At 69.5% G+C, this 20,294-nt stretch carries 17 protein-coding genes; 12 read left to right on the plus strand and 5 right to left on the minus strand.

Annotated features, from left to right (window positions below; translation table 11 throughout):
• The first annotated feature begins 2 nt into the window (after positions 1 to 2).
• From Q664_RS51095 to Q664_RS51105, 3 genes are read left to right on the plus strand one after another with little or no spacing between them, the layout of a single operon-like run.
• Positions 3 to 989 (plus strand): Rieske 2Fe-2S domain-containing protein, encoded by a 987-nt coding sequence (locus Q664_RS51095; protein ID WP_043414840.1) that lies wholly within the window; start codon positions 3 to 5, stop codon positions 987 to 989.
• Positions 973 to 1,893, plus strand: a complete 921-nt coding sequence (locus tag Q664_RS51100; protein ID WP_043414844.1) for a fatty acid desaturase — start codon at positions 973 to 975, stop codon at positions 1,891 to 1,893. The genes Q664_RS51095 and Q664_RS51100 overlap by 17 nt, the downstream gene beginning before the upstream one ends.
• Positions 1,890 to 3,380 carry a phosphatase PAP2 family protein gene (locus Q664_RS51105; protein WP_043414846.1) on the plus strand — a complete coding sequence of 497 codons (1,491 nt, stop codon included), beginning with the start codon at positions 1,890 to 1,892 and terminating at the stop codon, positions 3,378 to 3,380. The genes Q664_RS51100 and Q664_RS51105 overlap by 4 nt, the downstream gene beginning before the upstream one ends.
• Here Q664_RS51105 and Q664_RS51110 read toward each other — a convergent pair.
• Positions 3,352 to 3,972: an SgcJ/EcaC family oxidoreductase gene (locus tag Q664_RS51110; protein ID WP_043414849.1), complete on the minus strand. Its 621-nt coding sequence runs from the start codon at positions 3,970 to 3,972 to the stop codon at positions 3,352 to 3,354. The genes Q664_RS51105 and Q664_RS51110 overlap by 29 nt on opposite strands.
• A 138-nt stretch (positions 3,973 to 4,110) precedes the next feature.
• Here Q664_RS51110 and Q664_RS51115 point away from each other — a divergent pair, with 138 nt between their 5' ends.
• Positions 4,111 to 4,881 (plus strand): ROK family protein, encoded by a 771-nt coding sequence (locus Q664_RS51115; RefSeq protein ID WP_084611033.1) that lies wholly within the window; start codon positions 4,111 to 4,113, stop codon positions 4,879 to 4,881.
• Positions 4,882 to 4,892: 11 nt separating this feature from the next.
• Here the strand turns inward: Q664_RS51115 and Q664_RS51120 are convergent, their stop codons facing one another.
• Positions 4,893 to 6,095 (minus strand): heme oxygenase-like domain-containing protein, encoded by a 1,203-nt coding sequence (locus Q664_RS51120; protein ID WP_043414850.1) that lies wholly within the window; start codon positions 6,093 to 6,095, stop codon positions 4,893 to 4,895.
• A 191-nt stretch (positions 6,096 to 6,286) separates the two neighbouring features.
• On the opposite strand from Q664_RS51120, the gene Q664_RS51125 reads away from it, so the two are divergent.
• Entirely contained in the window at positions 6,287 to 6,550 is a 264-nt protein-coding gene (locus Q664_RS51125; RefSeq protein ID WP_043414854.1) for a hypothetical protein, read from the plus strand.
• Between the two features lie 33 nt (positions 6,551 to 6,583).
• Here Q664_RS51125 and Q664_RS51130 read toward each other — a convergent pair whose 3' ends face one another.
• The gene (locus Q664_RS51130) at positions 6,584 to 7,501 is read right to left on the minus strand and encodes an RluA family pseudouridine synthase (RefSeq protein ID WP_043414857.1); all 918 of its coding nucleotides are present in this window, start codon (positions 7,499 to 7,501) and stop codon (positions 6,584 to 6,586) included.
• Positions 7,502 to 7,677: 176 nt separating this feature from the next.
• On the opposite strand from Q664_RS51130, the gene Q664_RS51135 reads away from it, so the two are divergent.
• The 4 genes from Q664_RS51135 to pdeM are packed head-to-tail and all read left to right on the plus strand — an operon-like array spanning position 7,678 to position 13,503.
• Positions 7,678 to 8,703 (plus strand): ligase-associated DNA damage response exonuclease, encoded by a 1,026-nt coding sequence (locus tag Q664_RS51135; RefSeq protein WP_043414859.1) that lies wholly within the window; start codon positions 7,678 to 7,680, stop codon positions 8,701 to 8,703.
• Between the two features lie 3 nt (positions 8,704 to 8,706).
• Positions 8,707 to 10,302: an ATP-dependent DNA ligase gene (locus Q664_RS51140; RefSeq protein ID WP_043414862.1), complete on the plus strand. Its 1,596-nt coding sequence runs from the start codon at positions 8,707 to 8,709 to the stop codon at positions 10,300 to 10,302.
• A complete protein-coding gene (locus Q664_RS51145) occupies positions 10,289 to 12,847 on the plus strand; it encodes a ligase-associated DNA damage response DEXH box helicase (protein WP_084611034.1) in 2,559 nt (852 codons plus the stop codon). Before Q664_RS51140 ends, Q664_RS51145 begins: the two co-directional genes overlap by 14 nt.
• Positions 12,817 to 13,503: a ligase-associated DNA damage response endonuclease PdeM gene (gene pdeM / locus Q664_RS51150; RefSeq protein WP_043414864.1), complete on the plus strand. Its 687-nt coding sequence runs from the start codon at positions 12,817 to 12,819 to the stop codon at positions 13,501 to 13,503. Before Q664_RS51145 ends, pdeM begins: the two co-directional genes overlap by 31 nt.
• Before the next feature lie 35 nt (positions 13,504 to 13,538).
• Here the strand turns inward: pdeM and Q664_RS60375 are convergent, their stop codons facing one another.
• Positions 13,539 to 13,850: a hypothetical protein gene (locus Q664_RS60375; RefSeq protein WP_052519756.1), complete on the minus strand. Its 312-nt coding sequence runs from the start codon at positions 13,848 to 13,850 to the stop codon at positions 13,539 to 13,541.
• A gap of 48 nt (positions 13,851 to 13,898) precedes the next feature.
• On the opposite strand from Q664_RS60375, the gene Q664_RS51160 reads away from it, so the two are divergent.
• Complete coding sequence (locus Q664_RS51160; RefSeq protein ID WP_063934920.1) at positions 13,899 to 15,134, plus strand: PDDEXK nuclease domain-containing protein; 1,236 nt, start codon at positions 13,899 to 13,901, stop codon at positions 15,132 to 15,134.
• A gap of 55 nt (positions 15,135 to 15,189) precedes the next feature.
• Here the strand turns inward: Q664_RS51160 and Q664_RS53990 are convergent, their stop codons facing one another.
• Positions 15,190 to 15,864 (minus strand): thiaminase II/PqqC family protein, encoded by a 675-nt coding sequence (locus tag Q664_RS53990; RefSeq protein ID WP_084611035.1) that lies wholly within the window; start codon positions 15,862 to 15,864, stop codon positions 15,190 to 15,192.
• Between the two features lie 98 nt (positions 15,865 to 15,962).
• Here Q664_RS53990 and Q664_RS51170 point away from each other — a divergent pair, with 98 nt between their 5' ends.
• On the plus strand, positions 15,963 to 16,454 hold the full coding sequence (locus tag Q664_RS51170; protein WP_043414866.1) for a hypothetical protein: 492 nt from the start codon (positions 15,963 to 15,965) through the stop codon (positions 16,452 to 16,454).
• Between the two features lie 312 nt (positions 16,455 to 16,766).
• Positions 16,767 to 20,237: an alpha/beta fold hydrolase gene (locus Q664_RS51175; RefSeq protein WP_052519758.1), complete on the plus strand. Its 3,471-nt coding sequence runs from the start codon at positions 16,767 to 16,769 to the stop codon at positions 20,235 to 20,237.
• Positions 20,238 to 20,294 lie beyond the last annotated feature (57 nt).

The raw sequence follows: 20,294 nt of genomic DNA on the forward strand, positions 1-20,294 counted from the left end.
CCATGGCGGTGAATGTCGTGGCGTGGGCGGACCCGGTCCGTCGCTCCGAGCCGGCCCGGCTGCGCTCCTGGTACCTCGCGTGTCCGTCCGAAGCCCTCCGGCCCGGACAGGTGATGGGCTGGAGCCTCGGCGGACGGGAGCTCGTGCTCTTCCGCGGCCAGAGCGGACGTGTCCAGGCCCTCTCCGCCCACTGCGCCCACATGGGGGCCCACCTCGGGCATGGCACCGTCATCGGCGAGCACCTGCGCTGCCCGCTGCACCACTGGCGGTTCGACGGCAGTGGCATCTGCCGCGCGGTGCCGGGACACGCCGACGCCTCGGGCAGGCCGGGACAGCGGGCCTTCCCCGTGGTGGAGCGCTACGGCGCCATCCTCGTGTTCAACGGGCCGGTGAGCCTCTTTCCCCCACCCGAGGTGGGCGGCCCCGAGCTGCGCTGGCGCACCGGCCCGCCCGTGACCGTCGGGTGCTCGTGGCTGCCCATCGCGGCGAACTCCTTCGACATCGAGCATCTGCGCACCGTGCACCACCGGGAGCTCCGGGACACGCCTGGCGTGGAGCGCGTGGACCCGTTCACGCTCCGGCTGCGCTACACCTCCCGCGTCATCGGCACGGGGCTCAGCGACCGGTTCATGAAGGCGCTGTCTCGCGACCACATCCGAGTGACCATCACCCTGCATGGCGGAACGCTCATGTCCGTGGAGAGCGACCTGGGCCGCACCCGCAGCGCCCTGCTCGCCGGATTCCGCCCCCATGCCGAGGGGACGTCCGTGTTGATGTCCTTCGCCACGCCTCCTGGCCGTGTCCCGGGAATGGACAGCCTCCGCCTCGCCGTGTCGCGGTGGCTCTTCACCTCGTTCCTGCGGCGCGACCTCTCCGTGCTCGATGGGATGCGCTTCAACCCGGGCGCCGCCGCGGCCGACCCCGTGCTGCGCCACCTGCTCGACTTCGCCGCCCAGCTCCCGGAGGACACCGATGATGAGCGCGGGTGAGGAAGCCCCCATTCCGGACACGCTCAACACCGTGCTCCTCGCCGCCGCCCTGGCCACCTGTGCCGGGTGCCTCTGGCTCGCCTCGCACGCGGAGCCCCTCGCCGTGCGGCTGCTGGCCGCCGGGGCCTTCTCCTATGTGAACAACACCGTCTTCTCGCTGCTCCACGAGGCGACGCACGGCGTGCTCCACTCCTCCCGGCGCGCCAATGACTGGCTCGGACGGCTCGCGGCGGCCTTCTTTCCCACCTCGTACACGCTGCAACGCACCTTCCACCTCACCCACCACCGCAACAACCGCACCGAGCTGGAGCAGTTCGACTACCTGCGCCCCGGGGACAACCGCTTCCTCAAGCACGCGCAGTGGTACTCCATCCTCACCGGGCTCTACTGGGCCTTCGTGCCGGTGGGCTGCCTCGCCTTCGCGCTCTTCCCCAGCCTGCTGCAACGGCTCCGGGGCACGGGCACCCGTTACGGAGAGCAGACCGGCGCCGACGCCTACCTCGGACGGCTCGAGGACGCACCGGGCGCCACCATCCGGCTCGAGCTCCTGCTCATGTTGGCCGTGCAGGCCGGGCTGGTGCTCGCGCTGGACCTCAGCGTGTCCGGGTGGGTGCTGTGCTACGCGGCGTTCGCCGTCAATTGGAGCTCGCTCCAGTACGCGGACCATGCCTGGTCTCCGCTGCACGTGCGCGATGGGGCATGGGACCTGCGCGTGGCCGCGCCCGTGCGCTGGCTGTTCCTCAACTACCACTACCACCGAGCCCACCACCGGCACCCGCGCGTTCCGTGGCTCTACCTGGGCCGCTACGTGGACGAGACCGTGCCCCGCCCCTCCTTCCTGCGCATCTGGCTGTCCATGTGGCGAGGCCCCCAACCCCTCCCCGCGCCCTTGGAGGAGCCATGAGCTTCGGCTGGCCCCGCCGTGACGAGCTGGTCCTCACGGGCGCGATGGCGCTCGGCTTCACGTTCTTCTTCCTGCTCGTCTACGGCGGCGCGAGCGCGGTGACGGGCCTCTACACGTGGGGCATCCGCGTGGACCTGCCCTTCGAGCGGCACATCCCCTTCGTGCCCGCCTGGGCGGCCGTCTACGTGAGCATGGACGTGCTGCTGATGCTCTCGCTGCTCGTCTTCCGGACGTGGCGCGAGATGGTGCCCTTCGTGCTCGCGCTCTGCCTGCAGACGGTGGTGGGCGCCGCCTGCTTCCTGGTGCTCCCGGTCGAGGTGGCCTGGCCGCCCCGGGAGGTGAGCGGAAGCTGGGCCAGCGTCTTCTTCCTGGCCGACACGATGAACCTCGAGCGCAACTACCTGCCCTCGCTGCACGTGGCGTTCGCGTGCACGGCCGCCCTGGCCTATGGCGGGCGCGGGGGCTGGCTCGCGCGGAGCCTGTTCGGCCTCTGGGCCGCGGCCATCGCGGCGTCCACCCTGCTCATCCACGAGCACCACCTGGCCGATGTGGTGGCGGGCGCGCTCCTCGCCTGGGGAACGTGGCGCTTCGTGGAGGCCCGGGCCTCCCGCCCGGACTTCCTCGAGTCGCTCCGGGTGGAGGCGCTCTCCGCACGGGAGCTGTACCGCTTCTCCCGCCGCCACCCGCGCTACCTGCTGATCGCCTTGGGGCTCTACCGCTACTCGCTGCCCCGGTGGCGAGCGACCCGCGTGGCCCGCACGGGCTTCTGCTTCCTCCAACTCGTGGATGACGTGCTGGACGGAGATCGCCCCATCCCGGGAGAGCCGCTCGAGTGGGTGGATGCCCTCCTCGTCCAGATGGAGACCGGCCACTGGAGCGGCATGGACGTGGCCTCCACCCTGGGCCGCGAGTTCCTCGCCGGGCTCGGAGACGAGAGTGCTCGCGCGGATGCGATGCGGCTCGTGCGCGTCATGCGGAGGGACCGTGAGCGCGTGCTCCACCGCCAGGAGCTCGAGGCCGAGGCCCTCCGGACCCACCACCGGGACACCTTCCGGCTGTCGGTGGGCCTGATGCTGTACGTGGCCGGAGTCGACGTCCGCGCCCCCGACGCCCCGTCCCTGCTCGACGCCTTCGGCTGGTGCTCCACCCTGCGAGACCTGCACGAGGACCTCCGCAAGGGCCTGCTCAACGTGCCGGCCGAGGTGCTCCAGGCGGTACGGGCCGAGGGCGTGGATCCGCTGCGCTACGAGGACCTGGTGGGCTCGGTGACGGGACGGGCCTGGGTGGTGGCCGAGCACGGCCGGGCGCGCGCCCTGCTCGACCAATCGGCGGTGGAGCTGGCCGGGCTCGAGGGCCGCTCCGGCGTGGCCCTGCTGCGGCTGTTCCACCGCTCCATCGAGGGCTTCTGGGCGAAACGTCTGCCCCGGAAGCTCCCGTTCCTGCGCGAGACGGCCGTGGTCAGCTCGTGGCCTTCCGGCGCGCCGTGAAGCGGCCGACGAAGATACCGGCGAGGAGCATGGCCACCACGGCGATACCGCCGTAGACCATCGCCGCGCTCTTCACCTTGTCGAGCACGGGGTTGTCGAACACGTTGGTCGAGTAGTGGAAGGCGGCGATGAGCCACCGGTCCCCTTCCTTGACGAGGGTGCAGGTCCACCGGGAGTGGACGGTGATGTCCGTGCCATCGGTGAGCACGTAGTGGTCGGCCGAGGAGCCCTGGGCGACGCCCGTGTTGCCGTACAGGCGCGTCAGCTCGTCCACCTCGAACTTCGCGTCGAGCTTCTGCACGATGCGGTCCGGGCCCTTCATCATCTGCTCGTAATAGGCGCGGATGGCGTCCCTGCCCACGCGTACGTCGTTGTTCATCGTGGTGAAGACGACGTTCGGGTGGAGGTGCGAGAGCAGCTTGTCGAGATCCTGCGCGTTGAGCGCCTGCTCCATGTCGTTCTTGATGGCGCGCAGGGCCTGGTGGGTGGCCTCGACCTCCGCCGCGCCGCCACCGGCGGACTCCTGGGCCCGGAGCGACCCGGGGAGGCACAGCACCAGACACGCCATCACACAGCCGAGAGTCCGATTCATGAGGTCTCCAGAAAAGGGGCCCATCCTACGCGGCTTCGTCACATGTCCAATCGCATACGGCTCGGCGCACGGTGGGTTTGGAACCGTTGCCCTCCGAGCGCCGGGCCCTACACTGGCGCTCCACCGATGGAGGAAGCGATGTCCCCCGACGAGGCCCCCGAACCGTCACCCCGCAAGAAGACCGCACGGGAGACCGCCGCCCCGGGGCCCAGGACGTTGGCCATCGACATCGGAGGAAGCGGGCTCAAGGCACTCGTGCTCGGACCGGATGGGAAGCCACTCACCGAGCGCCAGCGGGTGGCCACTCCGAAGCCGTCCACGCCCAAGGCCGTGCTGGGCGCGCTGAAGAAGCTGATCAAGCCCCTCGGCACGTTCGATCGCGTCTCCGTGGGCTTCCCTGGCGTGGTGGAAGAAGGGGTGACGAAGACGGCTCCCAACCTCCACAAGAGCTGGGCGGGCTTCCCGCTCGCCGGGGAGCTGCTCAAGGTCACGGGCCGCCCGACACGCGTGCTCAACGACGCCGGAGTGCAGGGATTCGGCGTCATCGAGGGGCGTGGCGTGGAGATGGTCATCACGCTGGGCACCGGCATGGGCTGCGCGCTGTACGTGGATGGCAAGTACGTGCCCAACCTGGAGCTCGCCCATCACCCTTTCCGTAACGGAAAGACGTATGAGGAGTACGTGGGCAACGCCGCGCTGAAGCGCGTGGGCCACAAGAAGTGGGTCAAGCACGTGCAGCGGGTGCTGGAGCAGATCCAACCCATCTGGAACCCCCGGAAGATCTACGTGGGAGGCGGCAACGCCCGGCTGCTCGACACCCCGCTCCCCGAGAACGTGCAGCTCACCGAGAACGTCGCCGGGCTGCTGGGCGGCTTCGCGCTCTGGAAGGACGAGCCCGTGCCGCGCTGAGCCCGCCGGCGTCACTCCCGCCCGGCCACGCCGGAGGGGAAACGGACCCGGCAGAGCGAGCGGGCCTGGAGGAGGGTCCGCTCGACCGCGCGAATCCACGGAGCGGGAAAGCGCGAGGGCTCGCGCATCCACGAGGCGAGGCTCGGAACCGCCTGGGCAATGCCCCCGTACTCGTCCGCCACGGCGGCCGCCAGCAGCTCACCCGCCCCACGCAACCGTTGGCTCCACTCCGGACCCACGCGCGCGTCGAAGTCCTCTCCGAACATGCGCAGCTCGTCGTCACCGAGGATCCGGCGCCGCTCCCCGGCCATGCGCTCCGCGACCCGGGACAGCACCTCATAGGCCCGCCGGTGCATCGGCTTCGCGTGGACGAGCTCACGGGAGAGCACCCGCAGGTGGCGCTCGAGCATGAGGCGCGGCATGCCTCGGCTGGCCAGCAGCCCGCCCAACCAGGAGATGTGTTTCCACACCTGCGCCTCGTCCTGTCCGCCGAGCGTCACCAGCCATGCGCTGTCGCTCCAGGAGAATTGACGGCCGTGCTCGCCGTAGCGCCAGGCGTAATAGGGGAACTCCTCCCAGGAGGCCTCGGCGGCACGCAGGGCGGCGCGCAGCTCGTCGAGGTCCGTGGTGATGGGATGTCCTCCGGCATCCCGGTTGAGCCACCACGTGGGCGGGTGCTCGCGAGGAGGATGGAGCGCGTCGAGCAGATTCCGGACGAGGGTGAAGCTCTCGCCCACCGCGCGAAGCACCCCCTCTTCCTCCGCGGCTTCCAGGGCCCGGCCCTCGAGCCACCGCGCGAAATCACTCCAGGGAGACGTGCCAGGAAGAGGGAGGAGGGCCAGGCGCAGCGCGTAATGGTAGCCGAGCAGGGACAGGGGCTCGCGGTGCGCCGCGGAACGCATCCGCTCCCCGAGCGCGATGGCAGCGATGACGACGGGGCTCTCGAGCCTGTCCCGGGGCGCGCTGGAGACGAGGCTCGCCTCGAGGAGCGGATGAACGGGCGGAGCCTCGGCGCCGAGCGCCACCAGGGCGGGATGGGACGTGGCGGCGAGCGCCCGCGTCAGCGCCTCATGAAGGAGGGCGAGCGCTTGATGCAGGGCCCGCTGGCTCTCGGGCGGCAGGGTCCGGGTCGCGAGGGCCTGGAAGCAGGGCAGTGCCTCCACACTGGCATGGTGCGCCTGACTCTCGTTCCGCAGCCGATCCACCAGTGGCATGTCTTCCCCCTGTCCGCTCCGGGCCTGGCGCCGCCCCTACCATCGCTCGCCTCCATGCCCGCCCTCCAGCCATTCCACGGAGCGCAAGGCGGTGCAGCCCCGCACGGTGTCTCGGGATGCACACGATGAGGGGACGACGCGTGTCCATTTCCGGAACACGTGGCGCGGACACTCACACCTGGAGCGACGCCATGGACAAGAAGGAATGGCTCGAGCGACCCATGGGCATCCCCGTGGACCCGAACAAGCAGAAGGACCCCGAGGAGCATGGTGACCGGGTCCCCGCCGAGGGCCGGGCCGAGCACTTGAATGACGTGACCGAGCAGAACGGCGGCCAGCGCTCCGAGGTGGGCCTGCCCTGGAACGACAGGAGCCTGGAGCGGGGCCTGTCCGACGAGTACGACAAGCACGGCGGGCGCGGTGTGCCCAAGCGGGACGAGCCCAAGGACGACTGAGCTCCGTCCGGTCGGTGCACGGAAGGGAGGTGCTCAGGTGGGGCGTGAACCTTCGCCCTCCCATCGCAGCTCGGGCGGCACCGGGGCGTGCAGCACCAGGCGTTCCCCCGAGAGCGGATGCACGAAGCTCAGGCGCTCGGCGTGCAGCAGGTAGCCGAGATCTCCAGGCAGGCCCGGCTCCCCGGCGAGAGGCACGCCCCCCGCGCCATAGAGGGGATCGCCTTCGAGCGGATGACCGATGGCGGCCAGGTGGATGCGGATCTGCTGGGGCCGGCCCGTCAGGATGTCGACCTCGAAGAGGGTGCTCGCCGTGCGCCGCTCGAGCACGCGCGCCAGGCTCCGGGACGCCCTGCCGTCTGGAGAGACCCCATGGGTCAGGCCCAACCGGGGGTGCGCCACCATGCCAATGGGGGCCGTGATGTCGTAGTGCTCCTCGGTGGCCACGCCGCTCGAGAGCGCCCGGTAGCGCTTGTCCACCTCGTGCTCGCGCCAGGCGCGCGACAGCTTCGCCGCCGCGTCGTAGGTGCGAGAGAAGAGCACGAGCCCGGAAGTGCCGCGTCCCAGCCGGTGCAGGGGGCTCGCCTCCGGGAAGCGCTCCCGGACGACACCCAGCAGGGTGTTGGCGAGAAAGTTCCCACCCGGCATCATCGGCAGCCCGCCCGGCTTGAGGACCGCGAGGAGGGCCTCGTCCTCGTGCACGATGGAATAGTCGCGCGGTGCGTCCTGCTCCTCCCAGGGCGGCCGGTTCCAGACGAGCCACTGGCCGGGCTTCAGCCGCTCCTCACCCGTCGCGGGGAGGTCCTCCAGGAGGATCTCGCCCCGGGCGAGCCGCTCCCGCCACACCGCCTCCGGGGAGTGCCGGTACGAATCGATCAGATAGGAGAGCGTGCTCTGTCCTCGTGCCCGAGCTCCCAGCTGCTCACGGTAGGCGTAGCCCTCGTTGAGCCGCATGCCTCAATCGCCCCGCTCGACGTCCGCTCGCACCACCGTCACCTCGTTCCTCTCGTGGAGCCAACCTCTTACTACGAGATCCCTCTTCCGTCCGGAGAGCAGGCGGACGGCCAGACCCTGTCCTTCCAGGCGGCCCCGTGGCCGCACCACCCCGTGAGCGTTATCCCAAAGGCCGGATGAATGTCTCCCCCGTGCTCGACAGGCAGCCGCTCGTGACGGTGACCTCCGATGGGCTCTACTGCCCACCAGGGGATTTTCACATCGACCCCTGGCGGCCGGTGGCCCGCGCCCTCATCACCCACGCGCACGGGGACCACGCCCGCTGGGGAAGCCAGCGCTACCTGGGCACGAGTCCCTCCGTGGGCCTGCTGCGCAAGCGCCTGGGAGCGGAGGCGAACATCTCCACGCTCGGCTACGGCGAGCGGCTGAAGCTCGGAGACGTGACGGTGAGCTTCCACCCCGCGGGCCACGTGCTGGGCAGCGCTCAAATCCGCATCGAGCACCGGGGCGAGGTGTGGGTGGTGTCCGGCGACTACAAGCGCGATCCGGACCCGACGTGCCTGCCCTTCGAGCCCGTGCGCTGCGACACCTTCATCACCGAGGCCACGTTCGCCCTGCCCATCTACCGCTGGGACGACACGCGGCTCGTCGCGCAGGAGGTACTGCGCTGGTGGGACGGCAACCGCGAGGCGGGCCGGGCCTCGGTGCTCTTCTGCTATGCACTGGGCAAGGCCCAGCGGCTGCTCGCCGAGCTGGCCCGGCTCACGGACCGCGAGGTGCTGGTGCACGGCGCCACGCACGCGCTGGTGGAGTGCTACCGCGAGGCCGGCGTGCGGATGCTCCCCACCCGCCCTGTTTCCGAGATGGAGAAGGGGACTTCGTACGCGGGAGCGCTCGTGCTGGCGCCGCCCAGTGCCGCCGGCTCCACGTGGATGCGCCGCTTCGGCGAGCACGAGACGGGTTTCGCCTCGGGGTGGATGCGGGTGCGAGGCAACCGGCGGCGCCGGGGTTATGACCGGGGCTTCGTCCTCTCGGACCACGCGGACTGGCCGGGGCTGCTGCGCACCGCGAAGGAGACGGGCGCCTCGCGCATCCTCGTCACCCACGGCTCCAGCGACACGCTCGCGCGCTACCTGCGCGAGAACCTGGGCCTCGACGCCGCACCGCTCTCCACCCCCTTCGAGGGCGAGACGGAGGACTGACCCGTGCACCGGCTCGCGGATCTCTACGAGGCGCTCGACGCCACCACCTCCACCAACGCCAAGGTGGAAGCCCTGGTGGGCTACTTCCGGGACACGCCCCCCGAGGACGCCGCCTGGGGACTGTTCTTCCTCACCGGCCGCCGCCTCAAGCGCCTCATCCCCTCGAAGGCCCTGCGCCAGTGGGTCCGCGAGCTGACCGATACCCCCGAGTGGCTCTTCGACGAGACGTATGCCGTCGTCGGCGACCTCGCCGAGGTCATCGCCCTCCTGCTCGACCAGACCGAGCGCCCCGCCGCCACCGAGGAGCTGCCCCTGTCCCGCTGGATGGAGGAACGTGTACTGCCCCTCGCCGGGCTCTCCCTCCCCGAGCAGCGCGAGCGCGTCACCGGCTGGTGGCACGTGCTCCCCCGCCGCGAGCTGTTCCTCTTCAACAAGATGCTCACTGGTGAGCTACGCGTCGGCGTCTCCGACACGCTCGTGGTCCGCGCCCTCGCCCAGCACGCGGGGCTGCCTCCGGCCGCCGTGTCCCACCGGCTCATGGGCACCTGGGCGCCCTCGCGCGCCTTCTTCGAGCAGCTCATCGCCCCGGATGTCTCCGATGGGGACCGCTCGCGACCCTATCCGTTCTACCTCGCCAGCCCGCTGGAGCAGCCCCCCGCCCAGCTCGGCGAGCGCGACGCCTGGCTCGTCGAGTGGAAGTGGGATGGCATCCGCGGCCAGCTCATCCGCCGCCAGGGCGGTGTCTACCTGTGGAGCCGCGGCGAGGAGCTCATCACCGAGCGCTTCCCGGAGATCGCCGAGGCCGCCGCCAGCCTCCCCGATGGCACCGTGCTCGATGGCGAGGTGCTCGCCTACGCCGGCGGGCAACCCCTCCCCTTCAGCCTCCTCCAGCGCCGAATCGGGCGCCAGAAGCTCACCGCCAGGGTGCTCGCCGAGGCTCCCGCCGCCTTCATGGCGTACGACCTGCTCGAGCAGGAGGGACAGGACCTCCGCGGGCTGCCCCTGCGGGAGCGACGTGCGCGTCTGGAGGCGCTGCTGCGCGACCGGCCGATGTTCCCCGTGTCACCGGTCATCACGGCCCCCACGTGGGAATCCCTCGCCGAGGCCCGGCATGAGTCCCGCTCGCGCAACGTCGAGGGATTCATGATCAAACGCCTCGAGTCCCCCTACCAGCACGGCCGCAAGCGCGGGGACTGGTGGAAGTGGAAGATCGATCCCTTCACCGTCGATGCCATCCTGCTCTACGCGCATCCCGGCCACGGGCGGCGGGCCTCGCTCTACACGGACTACACGTTCGCCGTCTGGAAGGGCGAGGAACTGTTGCCCATCGCCAAGGCGTACTCGGGCCTGACGGACGAGGAGATCGCCAGGCTCGACCGGTGGATCCGCGCGCATACCCGCGAGAAGTTCGGCCCCGTCCGCTCCGTCGAGCCCCTCCAGGTCTTCGAGCTCCACTTCGAGGGCATCGCCGCTTCTCCCCGCCACAAGTCAGGGATTGCCTTGAGGTTCCCTCGCATTGCCCGCTGGCGCTCGGACAAGACCCCGCGTGACGCGGATTCGCTCGAGCGTCTCGAGGAGCTGCTCCATGCCCCCGCGTAGGCGCTCACGGAGCGGCACGGGTCTTCGTGTAGACCCTCACCCCGTCCCTCTCCCAGAGGGAGAGGGCTCAACCCGGGTACACGAGGCACCCTCACCCCCGTCCCCTCTCCCGGAGGGCGAGGGAAGGGAACTCCTCTCCTGGTTCAGGGGACAAGGGTGGGAACCGTTTCCCTTTCAGCTCGAGGCCTGGGAGGCGTATGCCCACGGGCGAAGTGGGCTCATCCATGTGCCCACCGGCGCCGGGAAGACCTATGCCGCCTATATCGGGCCCCTCGCCGAGGTCGCCCGGCATCGACAGAAAGGGTTGCAGATCCTCTATGTCACTCCCCTGCGTGCCGTCTCCCGGGACATCGAGCTCGCGCTGAACGCACCGCTGTCCGCGCTCGACGCCGACATCACCGTGGAGAGCCGCACCGGAGATACTTCCTCTTCCGTGCGCCGCCGCCAGCGCGAGCGGCTCCCCGAAGTCCTCATCACCACGCCCGAGTCACTCTCGCTCCTCTTGTGCAATGAGCGCGCGCACGAGCTCTTCGCCACTCTGCGCTGTGTCATCGTCGACGAGTGGCACGAGCTGCTCGGCTCCAAGCGTGGCACCCAGGTGGAGCTCGCCCTCGCCCGGCTGCGCCGCTTCGCGCCCGCCCTGCGCACCTGGGCCCTCTCCGCCACCCTCGCCAACCTCGACGAGGCCGCTCGGGCCGCCGTGGGCCCCCACGTCACGCCCACCTTCATCCGCGCCGGGCTCGACCGCCCCGTCCGCGTCGAGACCCTCCTGCCCGACTCCGTCGATGCCTTCCCCTGGGCCGGGCACCTCGGCTTCGCCATGCTGCGCAAGGTGGCGGATTGGCTCGACCCCGAGCGCTCCACCCTCCTCTTCACCAACACGCGCTCCCAGGCCGAGCGCTGGTACGAAGGCCTCCGCTTCCTCCACCCCGAGTGGGAGGACGTCCTCGCCCTCCACCACGGCTCCATCGACCGCGAGGCCCGCGAGCGCGTGGAGGGTGGGCTCAAGGACGGCAGCGTGCGCCTCGTCGTCGCCACGTCCTCGTTGGACCTCGGGGTGGACTTCGGCCCGGTGGAGCGCGTGGTGCAGGTGGGCAGTCCCAAGGGCATCGCCCGCACCCTCCAGCGCGCCGGCCGCAGCGCCCACCGCCCCGGCGCCACCGCGCACCTGCTCTTCGTCCCCACCCATGCCCTCGAACTGGTGGAGATGAGCGCCGCCCGCGAGGCGCTCTCCCGGTGCGAGGTGGAGCCCCGCGCGCCCCTCCGCCAGCCGTTGGATGTGCTCGCCCAGCACCTCGTCACCTGCGCGCTCGGTGGTGGATTCACCCGCGACGCCCTGCTCGCCGAGGTGCGTGACACGCTCGCCTACCAACAGCTCTCCGAGGAGGACTTCGACCGCACCCTCGTGCTGGTAACGGAGGGCGGCCCCACGCTGCGCGCCTACCCGCAGTTCCGCCGCGTCCAGCGGCTGGAGGACCGGTACGTGGTGGCGGACACGCGCGTGGCCCGGCTCCACAAGCTCAACGTGGGCACCATCTCGGCCAACGCCTCGGTGGAGCTGCGCTACCTGAAGGGCGCCCGGCTCGGCACCGTGGAGGAGTCCTTCGTGAGCCGCCTGCGCCCGGGCGACACCTTCCTCTTCGCCGGCAAGCGGCTCGAGTTCCGCCTCATGAAGGACCTCACCGCCTACGTGAAGGCCGCGAAGGAGCGCGCCTCGGCCACGCCCCGCTGGAGTGGAGGACGGCTGCCCCTCTCCGGTTCGCTCGCCGCCGCCGTGCGCCGGACCTTCCATGCCGTGCGCCACGGGCAGCTCACCACCGCCGAGTTGGAGGCGGCCCGCCCCGTGTTGGAGGCCCAGGCCCGCCTGTCCCGGCTGCCCTCGCGCGACACATGCCTGGCGGAGCTGTGCCAGACGCGCGAGGGCCACCACCTCTTCCTCTACCCCTTCGAGGGCCGGCTGGTGCACGAGGGCCTCGCGGCGCTGCTGGCCCTGCGCCTCACGCGGCTGCAGAAGGCCACCTTCAGCCTGGCGGTGAACGACTACGGCCTGGAGCTGCTCACGCCCTCGCCCTTCCCCTTCGAGGAGGCGCTGCGTCCGGCGCTCTTCACCCGCGAGCGGCTGGTGGAGGACATCCTCGAGAGCGTCAACCTGGGCGAGCTGGCGCGGCGCCAGTTCCGAGACGTGGCGCGCGTGGCAGGATTGGTGCTGCCGGGGCTGCCCGGGGCACGCAAGTCCACGCGACAGGTACAGGCGAGCGCGGGCCTCCTCTATGACGTCTTCGCGCGCTACGAGCCGGACCATCTGCTGCTCGCCCAGGCGCGGCGCGAGGTGTTGGAGCAGCACTTCGAACAGGTACGGCTGGTGAGCGCGCTCGAGCGACTGGGGGGTTCGCCGCTGGAGTGCATCCACGTCCCACGGCCGACGCCGCTGGGCTTTCCGCTCGTCGTCGAGCGAATCGGCGCCACCGTTTCCAACGAATCGCTGCTGGAGCGTGTGGAGCGAATGAAGGAGAAATGGCTGCGAGAGGACTCCCTGTCCGCCTAGGCGGCACCGAGGTGGAGCTGCGCCCCGAGCGCGCCCTGTACTGGCCCGAGGGCGGCGTGCTGGCGGTGGCGGATCTGCACTGGGGCAAGCCGGAGAGCTTCCACCAGCACGGGATTCCGTTGCCCCCCGAGGTGCTGGAGGACGACCTCGCGCGGCTCTCCGCCGCATTGCGTGCCACGGGGGCTCGCCGGCTGCTGCTGGTGGGGGACCTGATCCACTCGCGCCGGGGCGTCACGCCCGAGGTGGTGCGACGCGTGGCCGACTGGCGCACGGAGCACGACGTGGAGATGGTGCTGGTGCGCGGCAACCACGATCGGCACCTGGACGCGCTGCCCGCCGCGTGGCGCATGGAGATGATGGAGCCGCACCTCGACGAAGGCCCCTTCCGCTTCGCCCACCACCCGGAGCCCGCGCGGGGACACTACGTCTGGGCGGGCCACCTCCACCCCACGGTGCGTCTGAGCACGGGAGCGGACCGGCTGCGCCTGCCGTGCTTCCACCTGGGCACGAGCGTGGGCGTGTTACCCGCCTTCAGCGCCTTCACCGGAGGCATGGACATCCACCCCCGTGCGGGCGAGCGCCTGTTCGCCATTGCCGGAGACGCCGTGGTGGAAGTGCCATCTCCGCGCTCAACCCGTGGAGCCCGCGGCCGATGAGTCCAGTGGAGTGTCCTACAAATTTTTCGACATAATCAGGAGCGGTGTCGGTCGATCCATTCGTGCATCTTGGAGCGAGTCCAGGACCAGGTGAACGGGTGGGCGTAGAGGTGATTGTACTCTGGCCAGTTGGAATCGAGGTGGTCATTGTCCCAGATGATGAGGTGGACGCGACGCGCCTCGCGGTGGCCCCCCAACAGTTGGGGGAGCAGCGCGCATAAGTTGGCGGAGCCGTTGCGCTCCGAGCACCAGCCGAGCATCTGGCCAGAGTGCACCACCAGCCTGGCCAGGAAGTTCACCGGGCCGTGGCGCGTGTACTCGAACTCATCCGACCCAATTATTCCCATGGAACAACTCAAGCTCGCCTCACACGGCGCGTCCGACGAGGAGGCGTCATGAGCTCGCGCAAGACAGCTGGGCGTCCGCCGCGCGCGACGAACAAGCCCAAGACGGGCAACTCGAAGAAAGCCGCAGCACCGCTGCGACAATTGCCGGGCGCCGCCGTGGAGAAGACCGACCGCATGCCCGGCGCCCACCTCGAGGCCGGGGTGGCGACGCTCGTGCGCGACATCGGCACGATGATCGACGCCGCGCGGAGGCAGGTGTCGGTCACCGCGAACGCCGCGCTCGTGACTCTGTACTGGCAGATCGGCCACCGTGTCCGTACGGAGGTGCTCGAAGGGCAGCGAGCGGAGTACGGCGTCCAGCTCGTGCCCACCGTGGGCAAGCAGTTGGAGGCTCAGTACGGGCGAGGCTTCGGCGAGAAGAACCTGCGCCGGATGGTGCAGTTCTCCGCGGTCTTCCCCAACGTGGAGATTGTCGCAGCGCTGCTGCGAGAATTGGGTTGGACCCACTTCACGATGCTCATCCCGCTCAAGGATCCGCTGAAGCGCGAGTTCTACGCCGAGATGTGCCGAGCCGAGCGATGGAGCACCCGTGACCTGCGACAGCAGCTCGACGGCATGCTGTTCGAGCGCACGGCGCTCTCGAAGAAGCCGGAGGCGCTCATCCGCAAGGAGCTGTCCGCGCTGCGAGAGAAGGGCGAGCTCTCGCCGGCGCTCGTGTTCCGTGACCCGTACATGCTCGACTTCCTTGAGCTCGCCGACACGTACAGCGAGAAGGACCTCGAGTCGGCGATCCTCCGCGAGATCGAGCGCTTCCTCCTTGAGCTGGGGGCGGGATTCGCCTTCGTCGAGCGGCAGAAGCGCATCACGCTCGACGGCGACGACTACTACCTCGATCTCCTGTTCTTCCACCGGCGCATGCAGCGGCTCGTCGCCATCGAGCTGAAGATCGGCGACTTCAAGCCCGCCGACTCCGGGCAGATGGAGCTGTACTTGCGCTGGCTCGACCACCATGAGCGCCAGCCATCCGAGCAGCCCCCGCTCGGCATCATCTTGTGCGCGGGCAAGAAGCGCGAGACGGTCGAGTACCTGGACCTCGACACGAGGGGCATCCATGTCGCCGAGTACCTGACGGAGCTGCCCCCTCGTGAGGTGCTCGAGGAACGCCTGCACCGTGCCATCGAAGCAGCGCGGAACCGGCTCGTGCTGGAGGCCGGCATCGACGCCGCGATCGACATCGCCCCAACACGCGGCGCGACGCCCAAACGCAAGAGGCACAAGAAGTGACGACGGCTCTGTCGCTCATCATCGTCTCGACGAAACCATCAGTCGCTCAAGGCCGTCATCCAGTCGGACTGCGGGCCGCCGCCATCATCGCGTCCCAGAACATCTTCTCGTAGGCCTGGAAGAAGCGGGCCGCTCGGTGGAGCAACCGGGGTTCCACGCCCTGGTTCAGCCCCTCCTGGATGATGGGAAGAATGGCCCCTTCGAGGGGAGGCAGATTCGCGAAGCCATCCAGGAACACGGTCTCTTGTTCCGTGAAGCCATAACGCGCTCGCAGCGCGCGGCTCATCCGCCCACAGGTGAGTCCCCACGCGGGGAAGTTCACCAGGATGCCCACCGCGAACTCCGCCACGGACACGTTCGCCGCCATCCAGGCCATGTTCGTGGCGTAGGCGAAGCCCTCGGGCGTGACCTCGTAGCGCTCCAGGTCTTCCCGCGTCATCCCCAACTTGCCAGCCAGCACCCGCAGGCCCTCCAGCGCGGCGAACTCGCCCTGCAGGAGGCCATTGAGAAAACCACCCGCGGACGTGTGGCCGAATCGCTGCACCATCATCGCCATCGAGCGCAGGTCACTCGTGGCCACGTGGTACTGGGTTCCGGGAAACGCTCGCAGCGCGGCCACTGTCACTTCCCCCCGCTCCAGCGCCTCGGGATAGGGATGGTGGCGCAGTTGCTCGTCCACCTCCCGGAGTGCCTGGCTGATCTCCTTCACCACCTCGGCTGCTTTCCTCATGAAGGACCCTCCCTGGAGTGCAATCCCGCGACTCTCGCACTCCCCCGCTCCACATGAAGCATGTTTGACTCCCTCGCCGTCACCCAGGAGGCAAACGGATGAGCGGGCAGGCAGGCGCACAGCTCGACAGCGAGTACTACGGCCTCTTCATCGGCAGCGGCATCAACGTGGCCTACGCGATACCTCCAGGCGATGACGGGACCGCGATCGGCCGCTACTTCCGGGAGAAGTCGGCACCCTATGAGCGGTGGCTCGAGCGCGCCCGCCCCGCCCTGGACGAATTCTTCGCACGCCTGGCCGCCGAGCAGCGCATCCCCCTCGTCCCCTTCTCCCAGCGGGCCGAGGAAATCCACGGAGTCATCATCGAGGATCTGGACTCCAGCGTCCTGGACATCGGGGCCGAGCAGCACTTCCGCAGGTACCACCGTGGCCAGCCCTGCGCCGTGTCCCTGAACGGCGCTGGACGCCTGCCTGACTTCCAGACGCTCGAGCTCCGCTTCCTGGTCTCGACTCGCGTGCGGAGGAGCGCGCTCGAGCCCGTCCTGCAGGGTGTGGCGAACATCCTGATACAGGTCCGCAGCGGGTTGTGACACGGCTCACGGCAACCGTGCGAGTCCCCCGCCTACGCCCCGGCCCGCAGCTGGCGTAGCATTCCGGCCCATGCCGTTGGTTCACCCCGGCCGCATGCCCACAGGGGGGTCCATGCATCAGGAGCCGGAATCCGCCTTCTTCAGTGACATCCCCATCTCGGCCCTCACGCCGTACCCACGAGGGCGGCCGCGACCGGGTGGCGCCCCAGCCGCTCACGGTCCCGACTCATCGACCTGAGCGGTCCGGGGCGCATCGTCACCCCCTCCGCCTAGCATCATCCCGCCTCTTCCGCCTCCACGAGGACTGTCTCCATGAATTCCAATCGCCTCGCCTCGCCCATCCAGGACATCCGTCCCCACTACACGGTCGTCGTCATCGGCTCGGGTTATGGCGGCGCCATCGCGGCGTCCCGCCTGTCGCGCGCCGGCCAGAGCGTCTGTGTGCTGGAGCGCGGCCGCGAGCGTCAGCCCGGCGAGTTCCCGGACACCCCCCCCGAGGCCCTCGAGGAGATGCAGATGGACCTGCCCGCGGGCCACATGGGCTCGCGCACGGGCCTGTTCGACCTGCACTGCAACCCGGACATGAACGTGCTGGTGGGCTGTGGCCTGGGCGGCACCTCGCTCATCAACGCCAACGTCTCCATCCGCGCCGAGCCCCGCGTCTTCGAGGATCCCCGCTGGCCCAAGGCGCTACGTGACGAGAACCAGGAGGGGATCAACGCCGGCTACAAGCTCGCGGAGGACATGTTGAAGCCCCGGCCGTACCCGGACTCCTTCCCCAAGCTGAACAAGCTGGAGGCGCTACGGAAGTCCGCCGAGGCCATGGGGCAGAAGTTCTACCGCACCTCCATCAACGTGACCTTCCAGGATGGAGTGAACGAGGCGGGCGTGTTCCAGAAGGCCTGCAACAACTGCGGCGACTGCTGCTCCGGCTGCAACGTGGGCGCGAAGAACACAGTGCTGATGAACTACCTGCCGGATGCCCGGCGGCACGGCGCGGAGATCTTCTGCGAGACGAGCGTCCGCTACCTCGAGCGTGGCGCCAACGGCAAGTGGCTGGTCCACTTCCAGGTGCTGGACACCGGCCGCGAGAAGTTCGACGCCCCGCTGCTGACGGTGTCGGCGGACCTGGTGGTGCTGGCGGCCGGCTCGCTGGGCTCCACCGAGCTCCTGCTGCGCTCCAAGGCCAGGGGCCTGCCGGTGTCGGACCGCCTGGGCCAGGGCTTCAGCGGAAACGGTGATGTGCTGGGCTTCGCCTACAACAACGAGATGGCCATCGATGGTGTCGGGCTCGGCACCCGGCCCCCGAGCGAGAGCGGCCCCGTGGGTCCCACCATCACCGGCATCATCGACATCCGCAACCAGGAGAAGCTGGAGGACGACATCATCATCGAGGAGGGCGCCGTTCCGGGCGCGCTCGCCCCCATCCTGCCCGCGATGTTGAGCACGACCTCGGAGCTCATGGGCACCAACACCGCTCCCGGCCAGGCGGCGGATCAAGAGATGCGCAAGCTCGACAGCGCGGTCCGCGGCGCCTACCACGGCGCGGTCAAGCACACGCAGACCTTCCTGGTGATGGGTCACGAGGGCCAGGGCAGCAACGGCACCATGAAGCTGGAGGAGGATCGGCTGCGCATCCACTGGCCGGGAGTGGGCTCGCGGCCCATCTTCGAGAAGGTGGACAAGCGCCTGGTCCAGACGACCCAGGCGCTCCGCGGCATCTACACGCGGGCTCCGCTCTGGAACGAACTGCTCGGCAAGGATCTCATCACCGTGCACCCGCTGGGCGGCTGCAACATGGCGGACAGCGCCGAACAGGGCGTGGTCAACCACGAGAACAAGGTGTTCTCCTCCACCACCGGCGACCAGACGCACGAGGGGCTGTACGTGTGTGACGGCGCCGTCATCCCCACCTCGCTGGGCGTCAATCCGCTGCTCACCATCTCCGCCATCTCCGAGCGTTGCAGCATGCGGATCGCCGCGGAGCGGGGCTGGACGATCGACTACTCGAAGAAGGGCCCCATCCCCGTGGATCCCCAGCAGCGCAAGCCGGGCATCCGCTTCACGGAGAAGATGAAGGGCTTCTTCTCGCCCGCCCAGGACGAGGACTACGTGGCGGCGGCCACGCGCGGTGAGCTGCTGGGCTCTCCCTTCGAGTTCACCCTCACCATCATCTCGGAGGACGCCAGGAAGATGATGAAGGCGCCGGACCACGCCGCGCGGATGGTGGGCACGGTGAAGGCGCCGAAGCTCTCCGAGCAGCCGCTCACCGCCACCCAGGGTGTGTTCAACCTGTTCGTCCAGGATCCCAACGCCGCGGACACCCGGCTGATGAAGTACCAGATGCTGCTGACCGCGGAGGATGGCCGCGCCTTCTTCTTCAAGGGCTTCAAGGTCATCAAGGAGCGGCCCATCGATGAGATGTGGCACGACACGACCACCCTCTTCATCACCGTGTACGAGGGGCAGGACGAGTCGGGTGCCGTGGTGGGCCGGGGCGTGCTGAAGATCGCCCCCGAGGACTTCATGCGCCAGCTCACCACCATGGACGTCTTCAACGCGAAGAACGCGGCGGAGCGCCTCGAGCTGTCCCTGGAGTTCGGCCGCTACTTCACGGGCATCCTGTACGACTACTACGGAGGGATGCTCGGGGAGCTGGACTTCATCGACCCGAATGCCCCGCCGCGCAAGCGCCGCCCGCTGCGCGCTCCGGCGCCCCAGTTGTTCGGCTTCAAGACCTCGGACGGGTTGGACCTGCTGCTGTCGCGCTACCAGGCCGGGAGCAAGGGGCCCGTGCTGCTGGCGCACGGCCTGGGTGTGTCCAGCCGCATCTTCTCCACGGACACCATCGACACCAACCTGCTCGAGTACCTCTGCGCCCACGGCTACGACGTGTGGCTGCTGGACTACCGCTCCAGCACCCTGCTGCCCGCCTCGTCGACGCAGTACACGGCCGATGACGTGGCCACCCGGGACTGGCCGGCGGCGGTGGCCCGGGTGCGCGAGCTGACCGGGGCCGCGGACATCCAGGTGGTGGCCCACTGCTACGGCTCCACCACCTTCACCATGGCCATGCTGGCGGGCCTCCAGGGCGTGCGCTCCGCCGTCTGCTCGCAGATCTCCACCCACGTGGTGACGCCCCCGCTGGTGTCGATCAAGTCCGGCCTGCATCTGCCCCAACTCTTGAATCGGATGGGCATCGAGTCGCTCACCACCAACGCCATCCAGGGCGAGGGCGCCCTGGAACGCGTCTACGACAAGCTCCTCGCGGCCTACCCGGTGGGCAAGGACGAGCACTGCGACAGCGCGGTGTGCCACCGCATCAGCTTCCTCTACTCGCTGCTCTACCGGCACGAGCAGCTCAACGCGATGACGCACCAGTACATGCACGAGCTGTTCGGCGCGGCGACCATCACCGCGTTCGAGGGTCTGGCGGTCATGGTGAACAAGCGCCGGGTGGTGGATGCGAAGGGCAACGACGTCTACATGCCGCACCTGAAGCGGATGGCCATCCCCATCCGCTTCATCCACGGCGCCCGCAACCAGTGCTTCCTGCCGGAGAGCACGGAGAAGACGGTGCGGGCGCTGAGCGAGGTCAACGGCTCCGCGCTCTACTCCCGCGTCCTCATCCCCGAGTACGGCCACATCGACTGCATCTTCGGGAAGAACGCGGCCCGGGACGTCTACGGTCACATCGTCGAGCACCTGGACCAGACGCAGGCGCCCGGGAAGAAGCAGGGCGAGCCGGTGGTCGCCGCCGCGAAGAAGCCCGTGGCCGCCTGAGTCCTGCGCACGCCTGAGTGCTCCCTCTCCCCTCGGGAGAGGGCGGGGGTGAGGGTG

The sequence above is a fragment of the Archangium violaceum Cb vi76 genome (assembly GCF_000733295.1).
Classification (GTDB): domain Bacteria; phylum Myxococcota; class Myxococcia; order Myxococcales; family Myxococcaceae; genus Archangium; species Archangium violaceum.